Raw genomic sequence first — 23,270 nt, forward strand, 5'->3', positions numbered from 1 at the left:
AGAGAATACTGTTGAAAGAACTAATGCTGTTGCTATGATTGACTTTTTCATGTTATTGAGATTTTTATAGGGGTTTTTACTGTTGTTAATTGTTGATATATGTTGTTGTGGTTGTTGTAATTAGTCGGCAGAAGAAACATCCTTTTTGTCACCTGCTTTTTTGAAATCGGCAGAGCTTACATCCTTCTTATCGCCTGCTTTAGCGTCGGCAGAAGAAACATCCTTTTTATCACCTGCTTTTATCGCGTTTGCTGATACTGAAGTGAATACTGTTAATAAGGTTAGTGCGGTGGCTACGAATAATTTTTTCATGATTTTATGTTTTTAAATGTTGTGAGTCGTGTTGATGAATATTTTAGATATATGATTATATTATAATTTAGTCGGCAGTGCTAATGTCATTTTTGAACCCCATGAATGTATGCAACGGAGCTTTCAGGGTAGCTTCATGATGCTCTTTTTGGCATGATGCCAGTGAACCTGCAATAACTACCAATGCTGCTATGATGATCTTTTTCATGACGGTGTATTTTTATAAATGTTTAAACTTCAAATAATTAGTCGGCTACGCTGATATCTTTCTTAAAGCCTGCGTATGATTTTACAGGTGCCTCAATGCTCATTTTTATTTCTTGTTTGCATGAGGTAAGTATGGTTGAACCTGCTACTGTTATGGCTATAATTAAAACTATCTTTTTCATCTCGGTTAATTATTGAAAGTTGTATTTTATTAATATTAGTCTGCTACGCTTATGTCCTTTTTAAATCCGCTTACTCTTGCTATCGGCGCCTTAATTTGCTCTGTTGGTGCCGTAACATCCGAATTGGCATTCAATGTAAATGAACCAATGGATAAAAATATTACGAATAAAACAATTAAAATTTTCATATAATTTATTATTTAATCAATAGTTAAGTACATATTCAAGTGTTTGCTACTCCATTTTTTTGCTTCCAAATAAATGGACAACTTGCTTACCCCGCGGCCATGCTTCAATTAGGCAATCCGCTGATATGGCTAATTATTATCCTTGAATATTATTTTATCATATAATGTGTTGTTAGTCAATTATTTAACAGTAGCAAATATACCCATGTTTGGGTAACGGAAAAGAATTTTAAAAAAAAATTTTCAACACAGGTTTTATTGCTATTTTTATAACTTCCGGCGTTAAGTGGCCGTTTATAAGTGTTCAATGAATAAATACCTTTTGTCCCTAATCCTGTTTATTCTTTGTAATAACGTTTACGCAAGCGCAGCTTCGAATGTTATTCTACAGGATACCAATGAGGTAATCAAATTCAACAAGCAGGGCTTTGATAGCCGCCTTACCGATCCTGAACAAACATTGGCCAACGCCAACCGCGCGCTCGAACTTTCAAAAAAGCTTAATTATGTACGTGGTATAGGTGAATCGTACCGTGTGTTGGGGGTGGGGTATTATTACCTGAACGAGTCAGAAAAATCAATTGATAATTACCTTAAGGCACTCGAGTATTTCAGGCGATTGAATGACTTGCAAAGCGAGGCCCGTGTATACAACAACATCGGTAACCTATTTCGCGATAATGATTATGAGCAATCGCTCAACTACCTCAATAAATCGCTGGTAATAGCTTTAAAACTTAACGACAGGCAGCTGATAGCTTCTCTGTATCTGAACATCGGTAACATCAAATACCGCCAAAAAAGCTATAACAACGCGCTTGATTATTACAACCGCAGTAGTGTTATCTTTTCGGAATTGAAGGATTCGGTTGATATCATTAAATGTATCCAAAACAAGGGTGTAATTTACTTTCACCTTAATGATTATACCAAGGCTGAGCGATTGCTGCTTGAGGCCAACCAGGCAGCCAAGCGACACGATCTGAACCAGACCGTAGCCAGTATAAACCTTACCCTGGCATCGCTGTACATCGCCAAGGATAAGTTTGCCGAGGCTGTTTCCATTGTTGAGGAGGGTAAAACTTACGCTAACATCATCAAGGATCAAAAACTGGTATACGATTATGAATTCACCAATTACCAGTTAGAGTTTAAGCGTAAAAATTACGAAAAGGCCTTACATTACCTACAGGATATTTACCGCCAGGATAGCGCCCTCCATAAATCGAACGAATCAACCAAAATAAACCTGATACAAAAGCAATTTGAACAGGCCGAGGCCGAGCGCAAAACAGCCTTGCTGGTACAACGCCAGGCTTATGATAAGCAAAGATTTTTTGGGGTAACGGTTGTTGCTATACTGCTTTTGGCAGTTGTTGGTTTGCTGGTGGGTAATGTCAAGCGCAAGGCTAAAACCAATGTGCAGCTTACCGAGCTTAATGCCGAGGTATCAAAGCAAAAGGATAACCTCGACCGTATCAATCATCACCTGGAGGAGATCATTGATGAACGAACGAAGGATTTGCAGGTCAAGAACCGTAAGCTATCCGAATATTCGTCATACCTGTCGCACCAGATACGCGGGCCTATAGCAACGCTTAAAGGGTTGATGAATTTGGAACGTGAAGGTTTGGTGGATCAAAAGGAATGTATCCGTATGATGGATAAATGCGTTTCGGAGATCGACTCCAAGATCATCGAGATGAGCGATATGCTGCACAACCCCACAAAGGATGTGCAGGATTAACCATTAAGGCCAGTTAGGATAAATACGGGCTTCAAACCATCCCAGGTAGCTGCAATACCACGATATCATTTGCAGTATCAATAACTCACGGTGCTTTTTATATCCTTTGGTTTCAAAGGCCAGCACTTCATCATTAGCGGTAACAAAAAAGCGCATCTCGCCTTTGCTGGGTTTAAATTTTGATTTTAATACGTTAAATACCCTTACCTTTAATTTGGTTATAGGATCATGTATCACGCCGCCGGCAAGAGTTTCGTTATTGGCTATTGAAATTAAATAGTTTGACATAGTTGGTTACTTTGAAAAACTGATTGCAATATTCAATCCAAATGAATGCTAAAAACATGATTTGTATGTGTTAAATCATGTTTTGCTATTAATAGTTTAAGCATTTTCAGTTGCTGATATTAATTAACTGATACTTAAAATGCAAAATGCCCTGTTTTTATTAAAAACAGGGCAACGTGTAGTAATTTATAAACAATCTCAGGCTTTAGCGCGTAATTCTTCGTAAAGTAATATAACCTTGCGTTGTAATATAGCTATCTCATTTTCACGCTCTAATAGCTTTTTTTGTGCTACGCTTAAATTTGATGGCTCCGGTTCAGCCTCCTCAATATCGTTGGCCAGCAGGTATACTACCGCTACCTCAAAAATGTTTGCAATTTGTTCAAGGCGCGATAGGTTAATATCAGTAACGCCTGTTTCGATCTTTGAAAAAGCAGGAATAGATATGCCTAAGCGGTTTGCTACGTCCTCCTGGCTCCAGCCACGTTGATGACGTAAAATTCGGATATTTTTACCGATTGATTTGTTTGTACGTTTTTTCTCGCTCATACCTAATATATCTCAATAGTTTAAAGGGGAAAGGGTTATTTTACAGTTATATATCCAAACACAGTGCCAATTGAAAAAACACCGTGTTTTTAATTAAAATGCAAGTATGTCCTTAAACTTCATTCCCCAGCTGTAGAGAATATTCTACAAATATGGGCAATGTGAGATAATTTTCAGTTAATTTATAACGTATAGTTTTGCGAATTTTAGCAAAAGTTGCTTCTGACCTACTTCTTTAAAGAAAATAGTTGCTTTTACGTCGGGTTTGTTACCATCCAGGCTTATAACTTTGCCGAAACCAAAACGCTCATGTTCAACCTCCATACCCACTTGCAGATTGGAAGTGTCTGAGGGTTTGAAGTTTGCTGATGGCACATGCGCCTTTGCCAGTACCGATGTGGTTTTAACAGGCGCCGATGTAGGCTTGGGTTTCGAAAAACTGTCGCCACCGCTGCTGTTGCGGCTCCAGGCAGAGCGTTCGTTATTAAATGAGCCTGACGATGGGGCAGGTTTAGCCGTAAAATCCAGCTCAAGGTATTTAGCGTCTATCTCATCCAAAAAGCGGCTCGGCTCGCAGTTTATCAGCGTACCGAATTTAAAGCGTGAGGTAGCATAGCTGATGGTCAGTTTATGCTCGGCACGGGTAATGGCTACGTAAAACAGGCGGCGTTCCTCCTCCAGATCACTGCGTGAGTTGAGCGACATTTGCGACGGGAAAAGATTCTCCTCTAAACCTACAACATGTACATTGGGGAATTCCAGACCTTTTGAGGAGTGGATGGTCATAAGTGATACCGTGTCGGCATCCTTGTTCTTATCTTTATCATCATTGGTAAGCAAGGCTACATCCTGCATAAAAATGTCGAGGCCACGTTCCTCAATATCCTCACGCTCCTGAAACTCCTTGATACCGTTCAATAGCTCCTGAATGTTCTCGTAACGGTTCAGGCCCTCTACCGATTTATCCTCGTACAGATCCTTTAATACGCCCGAGTGCTGCGCTATATGCAAAGCGGCATCATAAGCCAGCTGGTTTTTAGCTATCACCTGGAAACTCTGTATCATGGTAGCAAAGTTGGCCAGTGATGCAGGTGTTTTATCAATGTATTGAGTAGGGGCAAGTATAACCTCCCACGGGGTTATCTGATTTTGCCCGGCAGCAAGAATTATCTTATCCACCGTAGTATCACCAATGCCACGCTTAGGGTAGTTTATAACACGTTTAAGCGCTTCCTCGTCATTAGGGTTAAAGGTTAGCCTGAAATAAGCTATCAAATCCTTTATCTCCTTACGCTGATAGAACGACAGGCCACCATATATTTTATAAGGTATGTTCAGTTTGCGTAAACCTTCCTCCATCGAGCGCGATTGCGCGTTGGTGCGGTAAAGTATGGCAAAATCATTCCACTTAAGGCCGTTGGTAGTGCGGCGCTGCATAATTTCTTCGGCAATTATTTTGCCTTCCTCATTATCGCTGAATGCGCGTATCACCTTTATTTTATCGCCGGTTTCCTTTTCTGAGAATACATTTTTCTTTAGCTGCTCCTTATTATTGGCGATGATGCTGTTGGCAACGTTTACAATATTTTGTGTAGAGCGATAGTTTTGCTCCAGCTTAAACACTTTCAAGTCCGGGTAATCCTTCTCAAAGTTGAGTATATTTTGAATATTCGCTCCACGGAAGGCATAGATACTTTGCGCGTCATCACCCACAACACAAAGGTTCTCGGTAACGGCGGCAAGCTTCTTCACTATCAGGTACTGCGAAAAGTTGGTATCCTGATACTCATCCACCATCAGGTATTTAAACTTATGCTGATATTTGTTGAGTACATCCGGATGATCGCGCAATAATTCATTGGTTTTGAACAGCAAATCGTCAAAGTCCATCGCCCCGGCACGGAAGCATCGCTTGGCATAATTTTCATACACCTTGCCTAAATGCCCACGACCGCTGCTAAAGTCATCAGCCTGTATCTGCGCGTTCTGCTGGTAGTCCATCCACGATACCAGGTTGTTTTTAGCAGCCGATATACGGTTATATACAAAGTTGGCATTGTACAGCTTATCGTCAAGGTTCATCTCTTTCAGTATGGCCCTTAGTACGCTCTTGCTGTCGTCGGTATCGTAAATGGTAAAGTTGTTGGGGTAGCCTATCTTATCGGCCTCAACACGTAATATTTTAGCGAATACCGAGTGAAAGGTACCCATCCATATATTTTTGGCATCGGCACCCACCAGGTTGTTGATACGCTCGCGCATCTCTTTGGCGGCCTTGTTGGTAAAGGTTAAAACCAATATGTTAAAGGCATCAACACCTTTATTAATAAGGTGTGCCACCCTAAAGGTAATTACCCTGGTTTTGCCTGAACCGGCACCTGCAATAATCATTACCGGGCCTTCGGTCTGTTCAACCGCGGCACGCTGTTCCTTGTTTAATCCCGCTAAATAATCCAATGCTATCCCTCTGATTTTTTGTCAGGGCGAAATTAGGGTTTTAGGCCGAAAGCTGAAAGCCGCAGGCAACACGGGTTTTACACATGCGTATGTGAACTAAATTTATTTATAATGATTCCAAATAGCATATATCCCTTACAATAAACATTATTAGCTGCCCGTTTCGTATTTTTGTAACCTCGAATTACAAAGTGTAAACCCGCAAATGAAAAAAAGTTCAATTTTCGGAATAATCATTATAGCCATTGCCATAGCGGTGGTAATTAGTACTTATTCAAACTCAAGCACATACGGCACTTTTACCGAAGCCATTGAAACCAAGGCCGAACTACACGTGGTAGGTAACCTTAACAAAGGCAAGCAGTTATATTACGATGCTACTAAGGATGCCAACTACTTTTCGTTTTTTATGAAAGATAAGGATGGCAAGGAGTGTAAGGTGATATTTACCGGTACTAAGCCGCAGGATTTTGAACGTTCAGAGCAGTTGGTGCTTACCGGTAAAATGATAGGCAACGAGTTTCATGCCTCAAAAATTTTGATGAAATGCCCGTCAAAATACAACGATAATAAATTGAATGTGGCCGAGGCTACACCAAAAACCGCTAACCTCTAATTTTTTGCCCCTATAGTTTAATGGATATTGCTTTTAAGAATGAACATTTATTTGTTGGCGATTTAGGACGTTTATTTGTTGCGCTGGCATTTGGCGGCGCGCTTATATCATTTATAAGTTACTTTTTTGCAACCCGCGAGCAAAGTTTAAGTAAGGATACATCATGGCATAAAATGGCGCGTATTGGCTTTTGGCTAAACTCGCTGGCCATACTGGGCATGGGTGCCTGCTTGTTCGTAATACTTTACAATCATTATTTTGAGTATCACTACGCATGGTCGTACACCTCGCGTTCGTTGCCGGTATATTATATTATATCAGGCTTTTGGAACGGGCAGGAGGGTGGCTTTTTGCTGTGGATGTTTTGGCAGGCCGTATTAGGTAACATTCTGATACGCAAGGCAGGCTCATGGGAGAAACCGGTAATGACGGTGGTTGCCCTGTCGCAAGCTATTTTGGGCACCATGGTGCTGGGTATCGATATATTCACAGCACGTATTGGTAGCTCACCATTCCTTTTACTGCGTGATGCTATGGAGGGGCCGATATTCCAAAACCCGGATTACCTTTCATTTATAAAAGACGGCCGCGGCATGAACCCCACGCTGCAAAACTACTGGATGGTGATACACCCGCCAACGCTGTTTTTGGGTTTTGCATCGGTAGTAGTACCGTTTGCTTACGCTATAGCCGGTTTATGGCAAAAACGTTATAAGGATTGGGTTAAACCAGCCTTATCATACGGTTTGTTCTCGGCCATGATATTGGGTACAGGTATCATAATGGGTGCGTTTTGGGCTTATGAATCGTTAAACTTTGGTGGCTTTTGGGCTTGGGACCCGGTAGAGAATGCTTCGGTATTCCCGTGGTTAACTTTGGTGGCGGCACTGCACGTCATGATCGTGTTCAAAAATACCGGTCACTCATATTTTACAGCTACATTTTTAGTGTTGATCAGCTTTGTGCTGGTATGGTACTCGTCATTTTTGGCGCGTAGCGGTATACTGGGCGAATCGTCAGTACATTCATTTACCGACTTGGGTATGTTTTGGCACCTGGTGCTGGGCATCCTGATATTCCTGATATTATCCGTATATCTTTTAGTAGCACGATGGAAAGAATTACCGATCACCAAAAAGGATGAAGACACCTACTCGCGTGAGTTTTGGATGTTTGTAGGTGCTGTGTTTTTGGCGCTGGCTTGTTTCCAGTTGATCATATTTACCTCCAAACCGGTTTGGAATGCCATGTTCGGCACCAAAATGGGGCCATCAGAGGTTAAGGAGTATAACATTATCCAGGCATCATTCGCGGTGGTGATTATGCTACTGACAGGCTTTACTCAATTCCTGAAATATAAAAAGACCGACTCGAGTCGCTTTTTTATCACTACCATAGTATACCTGGTTTTTGCAGGCGCGGTAACCGCTTTGCTGGCTTACATAACCGGTGCTTATAAACTACACACTGTATATATATTGGTAATGCTTACCTCAATATATGGTGTGGTAGCAAACGGTAAAATACTGGCCGACTCGCTTAAAGGTAAATTTAAACTGGCCGGTTCGGCAGTGGCGCATATTGGTTTTGGGTTGATGCTGGTTGGCGCGGTTATATCGGCAGGTACAAGCAAGGTGGTATCTGAAAACAATACCGGCGAGCAATACAGTGCCGAGTTTGCCAAAGAAGAAAACCCGCGCGAGAACGTGTTACTTTACCGTAACGAGCCTATCGAGATGAACGGTTATTCGGTTACCTTTTTGGGCGATACTTTAGAGGGTGCGCAACACCTGTTCAACATAGCTTACGAGCGTAAGGATGCCAGCGGCAAACTGACCGAGAAGTTCTTACTTCGCCCTAATGTGATACAATCGCAGGATGGTATGTCGTCATCGCCGGACACCAAGCATTATCTTACTTACGATCTGTATACCCACGTTACCATGACCAACGTGCTGCAAACCAAACCGGAAGAAGAAAAAGCCGGGCACGACGCTGAGCAGGACGACGATAAAAACTACGATGCACCAATGACGCATGAGGTAGTCGTGGGCGATACTATTCGTTACCGCGACGGCATCATCGTATTTAAAGGTGTTAACAAACAGGCCAAATTGCAAAACATTCCATTAACGGATAAGGATGTGGCAGTAGGTGCTCAGCTGGAGGTTATTACCCACGGCCGCACTATTAATGCCGAGCCTATCTACATGATAAAGAATGGCAGCGCGTTTGATTTTCCTAAGAAACTGGAGGACGCGGGCCTGAAACTGCGCATCAGCAAAATACTGCCTGAGAAGCAGAAGTTTGAGATAACCGTATACCAGCAGCCTGAAAGCAAAAAGCAATTCATTGTGTTAAAGGCCATACAATTCCCGTACATCAACTTTTTATGGGCGGGTGTAGTGATTATGGTTATTGGCTTCCTGATGTCGATCTTCCGCAGAAATAAGGAGCTTAAAACAACCTAATGTTTTTTGACGCTGACAAGCACAAGCATAATTTAAGGCAGGATGGTTTTACCATGCTGCCTTTGGTTTTTACAGCCAACGAGATCAAGGCCATTGAGCAATGTATTGCCGATGCTGATAACTCGGGCGTTAACTTTCGTAAAACGGCTGATCTGTTCGCTATACGTCGCTTTTTTAATGAAGTGCCTGATGTGTTGCCATTGGTAATGAACGATAGGTTGAAAGCTATAGTGCAGGAGCTTTTCGGTAATGATTATTTCGTGGTCAAAAGTATTTACTTTGATAAGCCCGGCAACTCCAACTGGTTTGTAGCCTATCATCAGGACTTAACTATTGCCGTGGCAGAAAAGCACCCCACAGATGGATATACCAACTGGACGGTAAAGCAGGGACAATTTGCCGTGCAGCCACCAACAGATGTGCTCGAGAATATCTACACCGTACGCATCCATCTTGACGATACCGATACCGATAATGGCGCGCTGAAAGTAATAGCGGCATCGCACAGCAAAGGCATTTATCGCCCCGAAAATATTGATTGGCAAACCGAACGGGAACACCTGTGTGAACTACCCGCAGGCGGCGTAATGATCATGCAGCCATTATTACTCCACGCATCCAATCGTACCACAAATAACAACAACCGCCGGGTGATCCACATTGAATTCAGCAGTTTGACATTGCCGGGTGAATTGCAATGGGCGGAGCAGATAGAAGTTATTTAGCGATAGTTCCCGTTTTTATACCGATACTGATAAAGTAATTATTCAACAGCTCATATTTTTGATTGCAAACGTCACCGATGTTGATCATTTCTGATGGTGATGAGTATTGCATGCACTCAAAACATATTTGCAAATAATCATATACCTTACCTTGTTCGTTAATAAATATAAAGGCATTTCTGGGCTTGAAGCACATGCCTTCTTCTATCTGATTAACGCCTTCTTTTTTGTAGCCGGTGTTGTACAAAAGGTCTGTTAATCTATCTATTTGTGCAGCATTAAGCTTTTTTATCTCAACAAGGTGGCTTGTATCTAAAACTCCGTTATCTATTCTTATTCCATGATCCACAATTTCGTTTTCTGGTTCTGCTTTATTTGTAGCAGTATCCGGCGTATCATAAGTTATGTCTGCTTCTTTATCCCATGCGTCATGGTACGACACAGCCAGCACTTTGGCCGCTTTATTAAAAGGATACATGCTCAGGCGCTTGGTTAGCGTATAACGGTTACAGTGCAGGCAATCGTCATTTTCCGGTTTCCAATTATCCGGCTCATCTAATTCACTAAGGCTGCTTTGTTTTGGTTTTTGCTTCGACGCGGTAGGGGGCTGTATAATATAGCCAACAGAGAGCAAAAGCAATGCGAGGAATAAAATGATAAAGGAGGTTCTTCATGCTCAAATATCTAATTAAAATATCATCCTGCAAAACCAAAACCCTTAGCTTTGCGGTATGCGTATCACCATCATCGGGTCGGGTAATGTGGCCACACACATGGCGGCGGCCTTTAAAAATGCAGGCCATCGTATTGTGCAGGTTTATAGCCCTACCATGCAAAATGCCGCCCTGCTGGCCTACCATGTAGGGGCGGAGGCTATCGATCAACTGGCAGATGTCAACCCCGAAACCGATATATTCATTATCTCCGTAAAGGATGATGCCATTATTGATGTGGCCAGGCAACTGGCTCCGTATAACAAACTTACGGTGCATACCTCGGGCGCTACCAGTATTTCGGCGTTAGAGATATTTACGGCTAACTGCGGCGTGTTCTATCCGCTGCAAACCTTTAGCAAGATACGCGAACTTAATTTTTTGAACGTGCCGCTATGTATCGAGGGAGCGGATGATGATATCACCAAACAACTGCAACAACTTGCCCAAACCATCAGTAACAACGTGTACCGGGTAAGCTCCGATCAGCGGAAGATATTGCACCTGGCGGCGGTGTTCGCCTGCAATTTCCCTAACTACTTATACCATGTGGCCGAGCAGTTGCTCAACCAAAATCAGCTGGATTTTAATATCATACGCCCGCTGATAGATGAAACCGCGCAGAAGGTGCAGCAGGCATCACCGGTACAGGTGCAAACCGGCCCGGCCATACGCAACGATGAAAAAACCATGCAGGCCCATATGCAGTTGTTAGATAATAGTGCTGAGCTACAGGCTATTTACAGTATGCTAAGTCAGGCCATTATCAAAATGGATAAATGGGGATAACTACACAGGTAATTTTGTTACTTTTGCCCAAATGAATGTTTTTAAAGTAAAGATAAACTTTGAGGAGAAGGATCACGACACCGTAGAACTCCCCATAGCTGAAGGCGAATCGGTGCTGGATGTTTGTCTTGAGAATGGTATAGAGCTGCAACATAACTGTGGCGGCGTTTGCGGGTGCAGTACCTGCCATGTTTACGTGAACAAGGGTATGGATAATATCCAGGAAATATCAGACAAGGAAGAAGACTTTATCGACCGTGCCGTAAACCCGCGCATCAACTCGCGCCTGGGCTGCCAATGCGTAGTTATTGACGGCGATATTGAGGTTACCCTGCCCGATCAATCACAATTTTTAGGACACTAACAAGTACTCACCATACCGAACATGACACAAGATAAATTTGCTTTGCCTATCCACTGGAACGAATATGAAGACATTGCCATGGGACTTTACGAAAAGTTTGGCGATGATTTCACCGAGGCAAAAATTTACCGCATACGCTTTACCGATCTGCTGGAGTGGGTATTATCAATACCTAACTTTGCCGGTACCCGCGAAGAAGCTAACGAAGGCCACTTGGAGCAGATACAATCGGCCTGGGTGTACGAATGGCGCGATAACCAATAACCATACGGCATGGAATCTTTTTTAACCAAGCTTAAAGATATTACCACCTTTATTTTTGATGTTGACGGTGTACTAACCGACGGATCGGTATTTGTTGCCGATGATGGCGTGCAAACCCGATCGTTCAATATAAAGGATGGTTATGCCCTGCAATTAGCCGTTAAACTGGGTTATAATGTATGTGCTATATCAGGCAGCAGGTCAAAAAGTATTATCCATCGTTTAAACAGCCTGGGTATTACCGATGTTTACATTGGCGCCCGTAATAAGGACGAACGCTTTAAACTGTACCTGGAAGAAAAGCGCATTAAGGCTACCAACGTGATATACGTAGGCGATGATATTCCCGACTTGACGGTGATACAGTTAGCCGGCTTACGTGTTTGCCCTGCCGATGCTGTTGAAGAAATAAAGGCCGTATGCGATTACGTATCGCCCATACCCGGCGGCAAAGGCTGCGCCCGCGACATCATCGAAAAAGTACTCAAAGTACAAGGCAAATGGATGAACGCCGAAGCGTATAGCTGGTAATTTAGTCAATAGTCTATGGTCGATAGACCATAGTAGGAGAACCTTACTACAACAATTGAAACACTATGGGCTATGGTCTATAGTCCATAAACTAAAAATTTACCATGGACTATGGTCCATCGTCTATCGACTAAAAGTATGAGCAAATTCCCTCCCGTAATTCTGGCATCAAAATCTCCGCGCAGGCAGCAGTTGTTGCAACTGATGGATGTTGAGTTTCGTGTGGTGTTGAAAGAGGTTGACGAGAGCTATCCTGATGGTTTAACGCCCGAGGAGATAGCCGTATACATCGCCACCCAAAAAGCCGAAGCCTTTGATGAGGATGTTACCGACGAGGTGGTGCTTACTGCCGATACCATTGTAGCTATTGATGGCGAGATACTGGGCAAGCCTGAATCTGCTGAGCATGCTGTTGAAATGCTCAAAAAGCTATCAGGCAGGGTACACCGTGTGGTAACAGGTGTTTGCCTGTTCTACAAGGGCGAGTACAATAAATTTTATGATGTAAGCGAGGTGTTCTTCCGCAAGCTTACCGATGCCGAGATACAAAGTTATGTAGATGAATACCAGCCGCTGGATAAAGCCGGATCATACGGTATTCAGGAACGTATAGGTCTGATCGGCATCGAGCGCATCAATGGCTCGTACACTAACGTGGTTGGCCTGCCTACCGAAAAGGTTTATCAGCAGTTGTTACGGTTGATCTGATAGCCGGTAAAATTTGTATTTTGCCGCAAAAATCGGCCTTTGCATTTTCCTTTAGACCTACATATCGGCAAACTCACACTACCCGTACACTTTATTTGTGAAACGCTATCCTTTTTTATAGGCTATCGCTACTATGCATACCTGCGCAAGCATACTACTGACGCTATAAGCGATCATAACCGCCTCCTTATATTTGTCGGCGCGGCTGCCGGTGCATTTTTGGGGTCGCACGTAGTGGGTATTCTCGAAAATCCTGAATATATAAAACACCTTAGCCTGTATAACTTTATGGCCAATAAAACCATTGTAGGTGGTTTACTTGGCGGCCTGATAGGTGTTGAGTTGGTTAAAAATATCATCGGCGTAAAAACATCCTCCGGCGATATGATGGTTTACCCGCTTATACTGGCCATGATAATTGGCCGCACCGGTTGCTTTTTTGCCGGATTGGAGGATGGTACTTATGGTGTAGTATCCACCTTGCCCTGGGCCATCAATTTTGGCGATGGTGTTTACCGGCACCCCACTAATTTATATGAGATATTGTTTTGGTTGATGTTATGGCTGGCATTGGCATCTGTAAGCAAAAAACATACTTTGGCCGATGGTGCTAAATTCAAATTGTTTATGGTAAGCTACCTGTTGTTCAGATTTTTTATTGAATTTATTAAGCCTGCTTATTTCTACAGTTTTGGTGTTTCAACAATACAATTGGTTTGTTTAGGCGGATTATTGTATTATTACAAGGTATTTACTAAACCTTTAAAACTGATTGCACATGCCTGAACGCCCGTATATATATTACGATTTTACCCTGAGTATTTGTTCAACCTGCCTGCGCCGTGTTGATGCTAAAATAGTATTTGAGGATAATAAGGTTTACATGCTGAAGAATTGCCCTAAGCATGGCCGCGAAAAGGTATTGATAGCCACTGACGTGGAGTATTACAAAAATTGCCGCAATTACGCCAAACGCAGCGAGATGCCACTCAGGTTCAATACGGCAACGCATTATGGCTGCCCTTATGATTGTGGCCTGTGTGCCGATCATGAACAGCATTCATGCCTTACCGTTATAGAGGTTACCGATAGGTGTAACCTTACCTGCCCAACTTGCTATGCCATGTCATCGCCACATTATGGCAGGCATCGCACCTTAGAAGAAATTGAGCAAATGCTTGATGTTGTGGTACGTAACGAAGGTGAGCCCGATGTTATACAACTTAGCGGCGGCGAACCTACCGTACATCCCCAATTTTTTGAGATACTGGATATTGCCAAAACCAAGCCCATCAGGCACCTGATGCTCAATACCAACGGCATCCGTATAGCCAAGGATGAAGCTTTTGTTGAGCGGTTGGCAACCTACATGCCCGATTTTGAGATCTACCTGCAATTTGATTCGTTTGAGCAGGAGGCTTTGGAAAAGCTGCGTGGCGAGGATCTGCGTTGGGTGAGGGAAAAGGCTATAGAGCATCTTAACAAATACAACCTTTCAACCACATTGGTGGTAACGCTGCAAAAAGGAGTGAACACACACGAGATAGGTAAGATAATTGAATACGCGTTAAAGCAGCGTTGTGTGCGTGGCGTAACCTTTCAGCCAACGCAGCAGGCGGGCAGGCTCGAAAATTATAACGAGGCTACCGAGCGTTATACCATGACCGAAGTGCGCAGCGCCATACTGGAGCAAACCAATATTTTTAATCAGAATGACTTGATACCTGTACCGTGTAACCCCGACGCATTGGTGATGGGTTATGCGCTTAAACTGGGCGAGCATGTGTTTCCGCTTACGCGGATGATAAACCCGGACGATTTGCTCGACAATTCAAAAAATACCATTGTTTACGAGCAGGATGAACAGTTGAAATTGCACCTCCTCAATATGTTCAGCACAGGTAATTCGGTTGATAAGGCTAAAGAGCATTTAAAATCCATTATGTGCTGCCTGCCCGAAATAGATGCGCCCAACCTGGGTTACGATAACCTTTTCAGGGTGATAATCATGAATTTTATTGATGCGCAAAACTTTGATGTACGCGCCATCAAAAAATCTTGCGTGCACATTGTTAATAAGGATATGAAGATCATCCCGTTTGAAACCATGAACCTGTTTTATCGTGATGACAAAATAGAGTACCTAAACCAGTTACGTAACGAAATTCCAGTATGACACCCGAGCAACTACCCGAACAAAAAAAGCGCCCCGTATATATGGGCATTACCGGCATTAATATTTTAATATTGGTAGGATATACTTTACTGTGCGGAGTTTTGGGTGAGGACGGTTTATTGTTGCAATTGTTATTTGTATTGGTTCATGCCGGAGCATGTGTGATTATTGCGCCATTTGCGCGCAAATGGGAGTGGGTACTGGCTGGCCTTTTAGTATTAATTATAGGTCTATCAAGTTGTTATGGTTTAATGGTGATACAGGGTGGGTTTAACTAATGGGCTAACTCCACAGCCAAAACACCCTCCTTTAACGAATACGTTGACATGGCTATATTGGCTATGTTGAGTCGCTGCATTACAAAGCGGGTAATGAGTGATGCCACCACGATCATATCGACCCGTACGGGTATAATGGCCGGGTTTGTTGCCCTTTGCTGGTGCGATGAAGCGATAACGTTATCAGTTATGCTGATCAGTTCATCGGTATTAAAAAGATAATTCCGCACATCCTTCAACCTGAAAGACGGATCTTTAGGCTTTTCTATCAACTCTGTAAAAGTTTCAAACGCGCCTGATGAGCCGATCAGCGTATCCACCTTATTATTACTTACAGCTTCAAATAGCGGAATTAATTTTTCTTCCAGATAAGTGTTGAGTTGTGTTATAGAAGCGGTGGGTATCGGGTCGGTTTGATGGAATTTGTCCATCAGGCGAGCGGCGCCAATTTCAAAACTTTGTTTCCAGATGATGCCATCGTTGTTGCCCAAAATAAACTCCACACTGCCACCGCCAATATCCATGATCAGGGTATCGCTTGCCGATAAACAACCGGATGCTTTGATGCCCTGGTATATTAAACCGGCTTCGGTATCACCGTCAATTATCTCTATCTGTATGCCGGTAAGTTCTTTTACCTGACGGATGAAATCCTGCCCGTTGCCCGCGTTGCGCAATGCCGAGGTTGCGATAGTGCGCACGCAATCCACCATGTGTTTATTTAACAGCTGTTTAAATTGCTGCATGGTAGCCAGTCCGCGTGCAAAAGGTTCGGGTTGAATAATGCCCTTATTAATGCCGCCCTCACCAAGCCTTACGGCAGTATGTTCATGTTCCAGAATAACGTGATCAGCAATGCTGCCCTCGGTAATAAGCAAATGGAATGTGTTGGTACCAAGGTCCATCACAGCTACTCGTTTATTCATATTAGCCATAAAACCTTAAAGCTGATGAATGGTTTGTTTAAACTTTTTTGTTAACAATAACACCCTCATTAAGCAGTAGCCATACCTTTTGCAGGATGAAGAATATGGCGAAACCGGGCAGTAAACTAACCAGTTCAACCGCCGCAATTGATAGCTTATTCATGGTTGGTGTTTGTACCACAGGCATCAGCGTAGGCAAATAATGACTTATTAATGCCGACAGTATCACCACAATAAAAAATGCCCTGAATGCCGCCCCTAAAGATGAAGGAGTGATTTTGAACGAGGTCATCATCATGATAATGATAGTTGCAAAAGTAGCGAACACCGGTATAGCTGGTATAAAGCTTGTTGACGCCGTTAAGGTAAGCAAACCGGTATGGTAGGCTATTGGTATAAAAAAACTGATAACACTTAATGCCAAATAGATAGTAAGCCACAAGGCTGTCGATTTAGCCTGCCAATGCCTTAATGAACCGATCAGGAATATGATAATAGCCACAAAACTTAACTCCGACAGAAACAGCAAAAAGTATTGTAGCCCTTGAGGTATAATTAATGGGATGATCTTAACCGAAGCCGATATGCCCCTGCTAACTATATAAATGATATTAAGAAAAAAAGCCAGCTGCGCTGATTTTAAGTTGATCTTCATGGAAAAGTATTTAGGGCAAATATACCTTGCAGGTTTATATGTATGCCAAATTTATGTGTTTATTAGATTGACCTGATATTTTTTATCTTTAAAACATGAACCTGAAATTGGAACAAGAGTATAGTAAGGCTGATTTATTAAAGGAAATAGACGTATTAAAGGAGCGGATTGATGCGCAACGCCCATTGCCTGTTGATGTTGAGGGCCGGGTAATGCAAAAACTTAGGTTGGATTGGAACTACAACTCCAATGCAATTGAGGGTAATAAGCTGAACTATGGCGAAACAACAGCCTTACTGATGCATGGTATTACTGCAAAAGGTAAGCCGTTAAAGGATCATTTAGATATTCAGGGACATAATGATGCTATTGATTTTTTATTATCGGTAATAAAGGATAGTAGGCCATTAACCGAAAATGACATCAGGCAATTGCACGAAATTATCTTGGTACAAGCATACGAGGTAGATGCGCAAACAGCCGATGGCCAGCCAACAAAAAAACGTATAGAGATAGGAGCGTATAAAACGCAACCAAACCACGTGCAAACGGCAACTGGCCAAACACACTATTACGCTACACCCGAAGAAACACCAGCCAAAATGCAGGAACTGATGCAGTGGTACGCCGCGGCATCTGCCGACAAGAATATCCATCCCATAGTAGTGGCTGCATTGTTTCATCATAAGTTTGTGGCTATACATCCTTTTGATGATGGCAATGGCCGTGTATCGCGCATACTGATGAACCTTGTGCTAATGAAAAATGATTATCCCCCCGCGGTTATTAAAAACGACAATAAGCAAAGCTATTATGCTTTATTAAGCCAAGCCGATGTAGGTGACAGCTGGCCCTTTATTGAATACATCGCTGAGCTTGTGCAAAGTTCTTTAGAGTTATATACTAAAGCGATTAATGGGGGAGATATTGATGAGGATGAAGATATTGATAAAAAACTGGCTTTGTTTCAGATCGAAATTAAAACTCAATCTCACTTTGGTTATGAACAAACTATTATTAAAGAGCAGGAAATTATATTAGATGTTATTGAGGTGCTGGTTAAAATCTGTCAGAAAAACGACATGTTTAAGGATGTGTTCTCAGAAATTAAACCAACAATATTTATCACATATTATCAATCAAAAAAATCAGATGCTTATAGCAAACCATTAATAAGGGATTTAAATCATATCGCTGAACTATTTGTTGATGATAATATAAATTATATTAAAAAATCTATAAAAGATTTAAGAGAAAACTTTTCAGACTTAAGGTTCTCTTGTGCGTACAAGAAATTTAAAAATTCCAGATCTATGTTTAATGTAGATATGCATGTAGACCTCATCTTTAATGATCATCGATATGTATTGGCCTTAAATGAAAACGAAATACTATCAAAGCTCTACAATGAAGAAATTACTCAAAAGGAAAAACGGATGATTGTAAGTTCTTTTTTTGATGAATTTATAAAACAATTTAGGTATGAACGACAAAGCCCGAAATAATCCTATTCCGGGCTTTGTGCTTTAGTCTTTCAGCTTTACGCTTTCTTACTCAAAATATTCCTTCATCCGTTCAAAAAAGCTTTTTTCGTTTTTGCCCGGATTGGGTTTAAAGTTTGGTGAGCTTTGTAGTTTTTCAAGCAGTTCACGCTCCTCGCGGCTCAGGGCCTTTGGTGTCCATATATTGATGTGCACCAATTGATCGCCGCGGTGGTATGAGTTAACCTCGGGCACGCCTTTGCCTTTAAGGCGTAGTATTTTACCGCCTTGTGTACCGGCATCAATCTTGATCTTGGCTTTGCCATCAATAGTTGGTACCTCAACGCTTGTGCCTAAAGCGGCGTCAATAAAGCTGATATGCAGATCGTATATAACGTTGTTACCATCGCGTTTCAGTGTTTCGTGAGGCACTTCTTCGATCAGGATGATCAGATCACCCGGTACGCCGCCACGTGGAGCAGCGTTACCTTTGCCACTCATGCTTAATTGCATGCCTTCGCTAACACCGGCAGGTACGTTTATGGTAATGGTTTCTTCGCCGCGTACTACACCATCGCCGTGGCAAACATTACATTTTGAGGTGATGATAGAACCTTCGCCATTACAGGTAGGGCAGGTGCTGGTAGTTTGCATCTGGCCTAAAATGGTGTTGGTTACCCTGCGTACGGCACCGCTGCCGCCACAGGTTTTACAAGTTTGAAAAGATGATTTATCCTTAGCGCCGCTGCCATCGCAGGTTTTACAAACTATCTGTTTGTTTACCTTTATCTTTTTCTCGGCACCATTGGCTATCTCCTCAAGGGTAAGCTTAACCTTGATGCGCAGGTTGCTGCCACGGGCAACACGCCTGCCGCCGCCACCCTGACGACCACCGCCGCCAAAGAAACCCTCGAACGGACTACCGCCGCCAAATATATCGCCAAATTGGCTGAATATGTCTTCCATATTCATGTTGCCGGCACCGCCATAACCGCCACCCGCTGCTGATTGCGCATTGGCTGCATGGCCGAACTGGTTATAACGCTGGCGTTTTTCAGGATTGCTTAATACTTCGTAAGCCTCGGCCGCTTCCTTAAATTTTTCCTCAGCCTCCTTATCGCCCTCATTTTTATCCGGGTGATATTTGATGGCCATCTTGCGGTAAGCCTTCTTTATTTCGTCGGCATCGGCGCTGCGCGAAACCCCAAGTACGTCGTAATAATCTCTTTTTGACATATTTTATTATTTCGAATTTCGAAATTGGAATTTCGAATGTGTTTTATGTATCGAATTCTACTGTCAGACGTTCATAGGATAAATCCGAATTTGAACATCCGAAATTCGAAATCAAATTAATTTCCTACAATAACTTTGGCAAAGCGCACTACCTTATCGCCAAGGTAATAGCCTTTTTCCATTTGGTCTATCACTTTGCCTTTCAGTTCATCTGTTGGGGCTGGTATGTTGGTGATAGCCTCGTGCAAGTCGGCATCAAATGGTTCGCCAACGGCTTCCATAGGCTTTAAGCCTTTTTGCGATAGAATGTTATTTAGTTTGCTGTGTATAAGCTCAATCCCGGCTTTAACGGCTACAACGTCAGTAGCCTGATCCATTGATTTGAACGCGCGTTCAAAATCATCCAGCACAGGTAATAACGATACAATGATCTCTTTACCGGCGGTTTGTAAAAGCTCTACACGCTCTTTGGTGGTGCGTCTTCTAAAGTTATCAAATTCGGCGTATAAGCGCAAATATTTATCATTGGCTTGTGCCAGTTCTTCTTTCAGTTTTTGTTCGGCAGTAGGCTCCTGGCTGGTTTCTTCGCCCTGTTGCTGCTCGGTATCTTGTTCGGCAGCCGTGTTTTCGTTCAGCTCCTCGTTATTCTCTTGCATATTGGTATGTTCTTTCTTTTTTTTCTTCAACATATCATTAAATTTCATAGCTAAATAGTGCCAAACAAATGCCTTGCCATACCCGCAAAACAGCCAAGCTGACAGCAGTACCCCGTTTTTTTAAGAAGCAATGACAGACTTTTGTTTAAGTGGCAGTTATATGAGAGTTGCAGTGGCAGTTGTGGTTACAGTCGTAGAAAAGTGGCAGTCTTGAAAAGTGGCAGTTGCGGTTGCAGTTGTTATAACTTTACTTTTTTACTGCAACCGCTACTAATGAAACTCAAGCTATCTGCACATCCTCTAATACCTTGCCGTTCTCACATTTTATAATGCGCGATGGGAAGGTGCGGATGATATGATAATCGTGTGTGGCCACAACAACGGCGGTGCCCATTTGCTGGCTTATTTGTTTAAGCAGCATCACAATTTCTTCGGATGTATCAGGGTCAAGGTTACCGGTGGGCTCATCGGCAAGTATTATCTCCGGGTCGTTAAGCAGGGCACGGGCAATTACCACACGCTGCTGCTCACCGCCTGATAGCTCATGCGGCATTTTCTTCAGTTTTGAGCGCAGGCCTACTTTTTCCAATACGTCAAGCGTACGTTCGGTAACCAGTTTCTTATCCGTCCAGCCGGTGGCGTTTAGTACAAAGTGCAGGTTTTGCTCAATGGTACGGTCAGTAAGTAATTGAAAATCCTGGAAAACTATACCCAGCTTACGGCGTAAAAAAGGTACATCACGGTCGGCCAGCTTACCCAGGTCGTACCCGCAGGCGTAGCCGCTGCCGGCAGCAATATTCAAATCGCCATACAATATTTTAAGCAGACTACTCTTGCCCGATCCGGTTTGACCTATCAGCCAAACAAAATCATTTTTATCAATATGCAGGTTTACGTTTGATAGTACCAGGTGTTTTTGCTGAAATATATCAACGCCGGTAAGTTTTATAATAGAATTTCCTATCATGGTGATCTATAGCTCCAGTTTTAAAATCTGCCCGAAAGGCAGGTCCTTAATAATATTCATAATATGCTCGGCCTTATCGGCAAGCCCCACTTTATCAAGCGATTTGTCAGGCCTGTCAACCCTAAAGTATGCCAGCAGCGTAAACTTGTCATCGCGCAGCTGCACATAATCCGGAATTTTGGCAACGCCCTTTACTTTTATAATATACATTTTAGTTCATGGTTCATAGTTGATTGTTCATGGTAAGAAGCGTTGTTAGCTATGAACCATGAACCATTATCTATGAACGGTTCTCCCAAAGTTATCGTTATTTTAAAGATCAGCCAAAAATTTCATGGTATCAATTCCGTCGGCGTAATCATTTAGGGCAGGTTGCTGGCTGTGGCCAAAATTTACTACCTGGTTACTTACCTGTATATCAGCTTCGCTAACCACGCATTGTATCTTATCAGCATTGGCAATTATCTGCTGCTGCGCTGCTTCAAGGCTTTCATATTCCTCGTAAAACAGTACCGCCAGGGGCGAGGCCAGCCTTTCATCCTGCTTTACCAGCAAAAAGCCGTTATCATAATGCTTATCGCGGTTTACCAGGTATATTGATTTATTGTAATCGTAATTATTGTGGTATTTATGATGATTGGCTATATCGTTATATGGCTCTATAGCCTCAAAAAACGGTGTAAAATTATATCCCGCAGGTACCAACACCTTTGATACATTACGGCAACCCAGGCCAAAGTAATCAAAAATATCGTGCCCAAGCGCGTGCAGTTGTTCGGTAGTTTCATTACCGGTTAATAGCGCTATGCTGTTGCGGTTTTTACGGATGATGTTGGGCACCTTACCAAAGTAGTATTCAAAATAGCGCGAAGTATTGTCGCTGCCTGTGGCTATAACGGCATCAAAGCCCTGTAATCTATCCACAAAGGCAAAGCTGCCATCAATGGCGCTGTTAAATTCAACCAGTTTATTAAGCAGTAGCCCGATCAGTCTGCTATCCTGCGATGAAGCCTTGATCTGCGCCTTATTGCCCGAAAGTATTACACTCAGCACATCATGAAACCCTACTAACGGGATATTGCCCGCTAATATTAGTCCTACCGTTTTGGGCTCTTTAGCGGTGCTTACATTATAATTATCCAGCCATTGTTTTAAGTTAGATATAGTAAGATTACCGGCGATGGCATCAATAGCCGATTGTACACTTTCGGGAGTGAACCATGCGTTGTGTTGTTTTTCGGTTTGGATGATATGCGTTAGCTGATCATCAGGTTCACGCAAGTACTCGCCAAGGGCGGCAAAAGCCTGTATGTATGTATGCGGATTGTAATTTGACATATTAATTATGGTATCGGTATAAACCCCGAAACCCTTTTTTTGTTATATTTGCAGCTTGCAAAGTTAATTTAGAATATAGAATAATAAAATATGGCGATCAAAATCACCGATGAATGCATTAATTGCGGGGCCTGCGAACCAGAATGCCCTAATAATGCTATTTATGATGCTGGTGCCGCCTGGCGTTTTTCTGATGGTACAGGTTTAAAAGGGCTTATCGACTTTGGCGATGGCAACACCCTTAATGCCGAAGAATCTCAGGCTGCATTATCTGATGATATATATTATATAGTACCTGATAAGTGTACCGAGTGTGTTGGTTTTCACGACGAACCACAGTGTGCCGCGGTTTGCCCGGTAGATTGTTGCGTTGACGACGAAGACATACGCGAAACTGAAGAAGAACTGCACGCCAAAAAAGACTGGCTGCACTTAGGTCAATAATT

28 protein-coding genes are annotated in these 23,270 nt (G+C 42.6%); 14 read left to right on the plus strand and 14 right to left on the minus strand.

The genetic code is table 11. The features are described from left to right. Window positions 1-120: 120 nt before the first annotated feature. The 3 genes from IM792_RS17690 to IM792_RS17700 form a co-directional block, all read right to left on the minus strand. Window positions 121-312 carry a hypothetical protein gene (locus tag IM792_RS17690; RefSeq protein ID WP_194103236.1) on the minus strand — a complete coding sequence of 64 codons (192 nt, stop codon included), beginning with the start codon at window positions 310-312 and terminating at the stop codon, window positions 121-123. 67 nt (window positions 313-379) lie between these two features. After that, a complete protein-coding gene (locus tag IM792_RS17695) occupies window positions 380-520 on the minus strand; it encodes a hypothetical protein (protein WP_194103237.1) in 141 nt (46 codons plus the stop codon). A gap of 37 nt (window positions 521-557) precedes the next feature. Beyond that, on the minus strand, window positions 558-701 hold the full coding sequence (locus IM792_RS17700) for a hypothetical protein (protein ID WP_194103238.1): 144 nt from the start codon (window positions 699-701) through the stop codon (window positions 558-560). A gap of 495 nt (window positions 702-1,196) precedes the next feature. Here IM792_RS17700 and IM792_RS17705 point away from each other — a divergent pair, with 495 nt between their 5' ends. Continuing rightward, window positions 1,197-2,636, plus strand: a complete 1,440-nt coding sequence (locus tag IM792_RS17705; protein WP_194103239.1) for a tetratricopeptide repeat protein — start codon at window positions 1,197-1,199, stop codon at window positions 2,634-2,636. Between the two features lie 3 nt (window positions 2,637-2,639). On the opposite strand, the gene IM792_RS17710 is transcribed toward IM792_RS17705, so the two are convergent. From IM792_RS17710 to IM792_RS17720, 3 genes are all read right to left on the minus strand, one after another. Then, window positions 2,640-2,924 (minus strand): hypothetical protein, encoded by a 285-nt coding sequence (locus IM792_RS17710; protein ID WP_194103240.1) that lies wholly within the window; start codon window positions 2,922-2,924, stop codon window positions 2,640-2,642. 198 nt (window positions 2,925-3,122) lie between these two features. After that, on the minus strand, window positions 3,123-3,473 hold the full coding sequence (locus tag IM792_RS17715) for a helix-turn-helix transcriptional regulator (protein WP_194103241.1): 351 nt from the start codon (window positions 3,471-3,473) through the stop codon (window positions 3,123-3,125). Window positions 3,474-3,650: 177 nt separating this feature from the next. Further along, a complete protein-coding gene (locus IM792_RS17720; protein ID WP_194103242.1) occupies window positions 3,651-5,930 on the minus strand; it encodes a UvrD-helicase domain-containing protein in 2,280 nt (759 codons plus the stop codon). Window positions 5,931-6,135: 205 nt separating this feature from the next. Between IM792_RS17720 and IM792_RS17725 the strand changes: the two genes are divergently transcribed. The 3 genes from IM792_RS17725 to IM792_RS17735 are packed head-to-tail and all read left to right on the plus strand — an operon-like array spanning window position 6,136 to window position 9,742. Next, a complete protein-coding gene (locus tag IM792_RS17725; protein WP_194103243.1) occupies window positions 6,136-6,546 on the plus strand; it encodes a cytochrome c maturation protein CcmE in 411 nt (136 codons plus the stop codon). A 20-nt stretch (window positions 6,547-6,566) separates the two neighbouring features. Then, a complete protein-coding gene (gene ccsA, locus IM792_RS17730; RefSeq protein WP_194103244.1) occupies window positions 6,567-9,017 on the plus strand; it encodes a cytochrome c biogenesis protein CcsA in 2,451 nt (816 codons plus the stop codon). Next, window positions 9,017-9,742, plus strand: coding sequence for a phytanoyl-CoA dioxygenase family protein (locus tag IM792_RS17735; RefSeq protein WP_194103245.1), 726 nt, complete (start codon window positions 9,017-9,019; stop codon window positions 9,740-9,742). Before ccsA ends, IM792_RS17735 begins: the two co-directional genes overlap by 1 nt. Here IM792_RS17735 and IM792_RS17740 read toward each other — a convergent pair. Beyond that, a complete protein-coding gene (locus IM792_RS17740) occupies window positions 9,735-10,382 on the minus strand; it encodes a hypothetical protein (RefSeq protein ID WP_194103246.1) in 648 nt (215 codons plus the stop codon). The genes IM792_RS17735 and IM792_RS17740 overlap by 8 nt on opposite strands. A 91-nt stretch (window positions 10,383-10,473) precedes the next feature. Between IM792_RS17740 and IM792_RS17745 the strand changes: the two genes are divergently transcribed. From IM792_RS17745 to IM792_RS17780, 8 genes are all read left to right on the plus strand, one after another. Beyond that, window positions 10,474-11,244, plus strand: coding sequence for a DUF2520 domain-containing protein (locus IM792_RS17745; protein WP_194103247.1), 771 nt, complete (start codon window positions 10,474-10,476; stop codon window positions 11,242-11,244). Between the two features lie 31 nt (window positions 11,245-11,275). Then, window positions 11,276-11,608, plus strand: a complete 333-nt coding sequence (locus IM792_RS17750; RefSeq protein WP_194103248.1) for a 2Fe-2S iron-sulfur cluster-binding protein — start codon at window positions 11,276-11,278, stop codon at window positions 11,606-11,608. Window positions 11,609-11,629: 21 nt separating this feature from the next. Further along, window positions 11,630-11,872 (plus strand): Fe-S cluster assembly protein IscX, encoded by a 243-nt coding sequence (gene iscX / locus IM792_RS17755; RefSeq protein WP_194103249.1) that lies wholly within the window; start codon window positions 11,630-11,632, stop codon window positions 11,870-11,872. 9 nt (window positions 11,873-11,881) lie between these two features. After that, a complete protein-coding gene (locus tag IM792_RS17760; protein ID WP_194103250.1) occupies window positions 11,882-12,403 on the plus strand; it encodes an HAD hydrolase family protein in 522 nt (173 codons plus the stop codon). 138 nt (window positions 12,404-12,541) lie between these two features. Continuing rightward, window positions 12,542-13,111: a Maf family nucleotide pyrophosphatase gene (locus IM792_RS17765; protein WP_194103251.1), complete on the plus strand. Its 570-nt coding sequence runs from the start codon at window positions 12,542-12,544 to the stop codon at window positions 13,109-13,111. Between the two features lie 39 nt (window positions 13,112-13,150). Continuing rightward, entirely contained in the window at window positions 13,151-13,897 is a 747-nt protein-coding gene (locus tag IM792_RS17770) for a prolipoprotein diacylglyceryl transferase family protein (protein ID WP_194103252.1), read from the plus strand. Then, window positions 13,890-15,287, plus strand: coding sequence for a radical SAM protein (locus IM792_RS17775; protein ID WP_194103253.1), 1,398 nt, complete (start codon window positions 13,890-13,892; stop codon window positions 15,285-15,287). The genes IM792_RS17770 and IM792_RS17775 overlap by 8 nt, the downstream gene beginning before the upstream one ends. A gap of 41 nt (window positions 15,288-15,328) precedes the next feature. Next, entirely contained in the window at window positions 15,329-15,565 is a 237-nt protein-coding gene (locus tag IM792_RS17780) for a hypothetical protein (RefSeq protein ID WP_194103254.1), read from the plus strand. Here IM792_RS17780 and IM792_RS17785 read toward each other — a convergent pair. Continuing rightward, window positions 15,562-16,491, minus strand: coding sequence for an exopolyphosphatase (locus IM792_RS17785; RefSeq protein ID WP_194103255.1), 930 nt, complete (start codon window positions 16,489-16,491; stop codon window positions 15,562-15,564). The genes IM792_RS17780 and IM792_RS17785 overlap by 4 nt on opposite strands. Window positions 16,492-16,528: 37 nt before the next feature. Then, entirely contained in the window at window positions 16,529-17,146 is a 618-nt protein-coding gene (locus tag IM792_RS17790; protein ID WP_194103256.1) for a hypothetical protein, read from the minus strand. Between the two features lie 95 nt (window positions 17,147-17,241). On the opposite strand from IM792_RS17790, the gene IM792_RS17795 reads away from it, so the two are divergent. Further along, window positions 17,242-18,651 (plus strand): Fic family protein, encoded by a 1,410-nt coding sequence (locus IM792_RS17795; protein ID WP_194103257.1) that lies wholly within the window; start codon window positions 17,242-17,244, stop codon window positions 18,649-18,651. Window positions 18,652-18,696: 45 nt separating this feature from the next. Here IM792_RS17795 and dnaJ read toward each other — a convergent pair whose 3' ends face one another. From dnaJ to IM792_RS17820, 5 genes are all read right to left on the minus strand, one after another. After that, window positions 18,697-19,863 (minus strand): molecular chaperone DnaJ, encoded by a 1,167-nt coding sequence (gene dnaJ, locus IM792_RS17800; protein ID WP_194103258.1) that lies wholly within the window; start codon window positions 19,861-19,863, stop codon window positions 18,697-18,699. Window positions 19,864-19,979: 116 nt separating this feature from the next. Next, entirely contained in the window at window positions 19,980-20,567 is a 588-nt protein-coding gene (locus tag IM792_RS17805) for a nucleotide exchange factor GrpE (protein ID WP_228085242.1), read from the minus strand. A gap of 232 nt (window positions 20,568-20,799) precedes the next feature. Beyond that, entirely contained in the window at window positions 20,800-21,486 is a 687-nt protein-coding gene (locus IM792_RS17810; protein ID WP_194103259.1) for an ATP-binding cassette domain-containing protein, read from the minus strand. 6 nt (window positions 21,487-21,492) lie between these two features. Then, on the minus strand, window positions 21,493-21,696 hold the full coding sequence (locus IM792_RS17815) for a fructose-6-phosphate aldolase (RefSeq protein ID WP_194103260.1): 204 nt from the start codon (window positions 21,694-21,696) through the stop codon (window positions 21,493-21,495). A 102-nt stretch (window positions 21,697-21,798) separates the two neighbouring features. Next, complete coding sequence (locus IM792_RS17820; RefSeq protein ID WP_194103261.1) at window positions 21,799-22,824, minus strand: acyl-CoA reductase; 1,026 nt, start codon at window positions 22,822-22,824, stop codon at window positions 21,799-21,801. Window positions 22,825-22,914: 90 nt separating this feature from the next. On the opposite strand from IM792_RS17820, the gene IM792_RS17825 reads away from it, so the two are divergent. Continuing rightward, window positions 22,915-23,268, plus strand: a complete 354-nt coding sequence (locus IM792_RS17825; protein WP_194103262.1) for a 4Fe-4S dicluster domain-containing protein — start codon at window positions 22,915-22,917, stop codon at window positions 23,266-23,268. Window positions 23,269-23,270: the final 2 nt, after the last annotated feature.

Source organism: Mucilaginibacter sp. JRF (genome assembly GCF_015223065.1).
In the GTDB taxonomy this organism is placed as follows: Bacteria; Bacteroidota; Bacteroidia; order Sphingobacteriales; family Sphingobacteriaceae; genus Mucilaginibacter.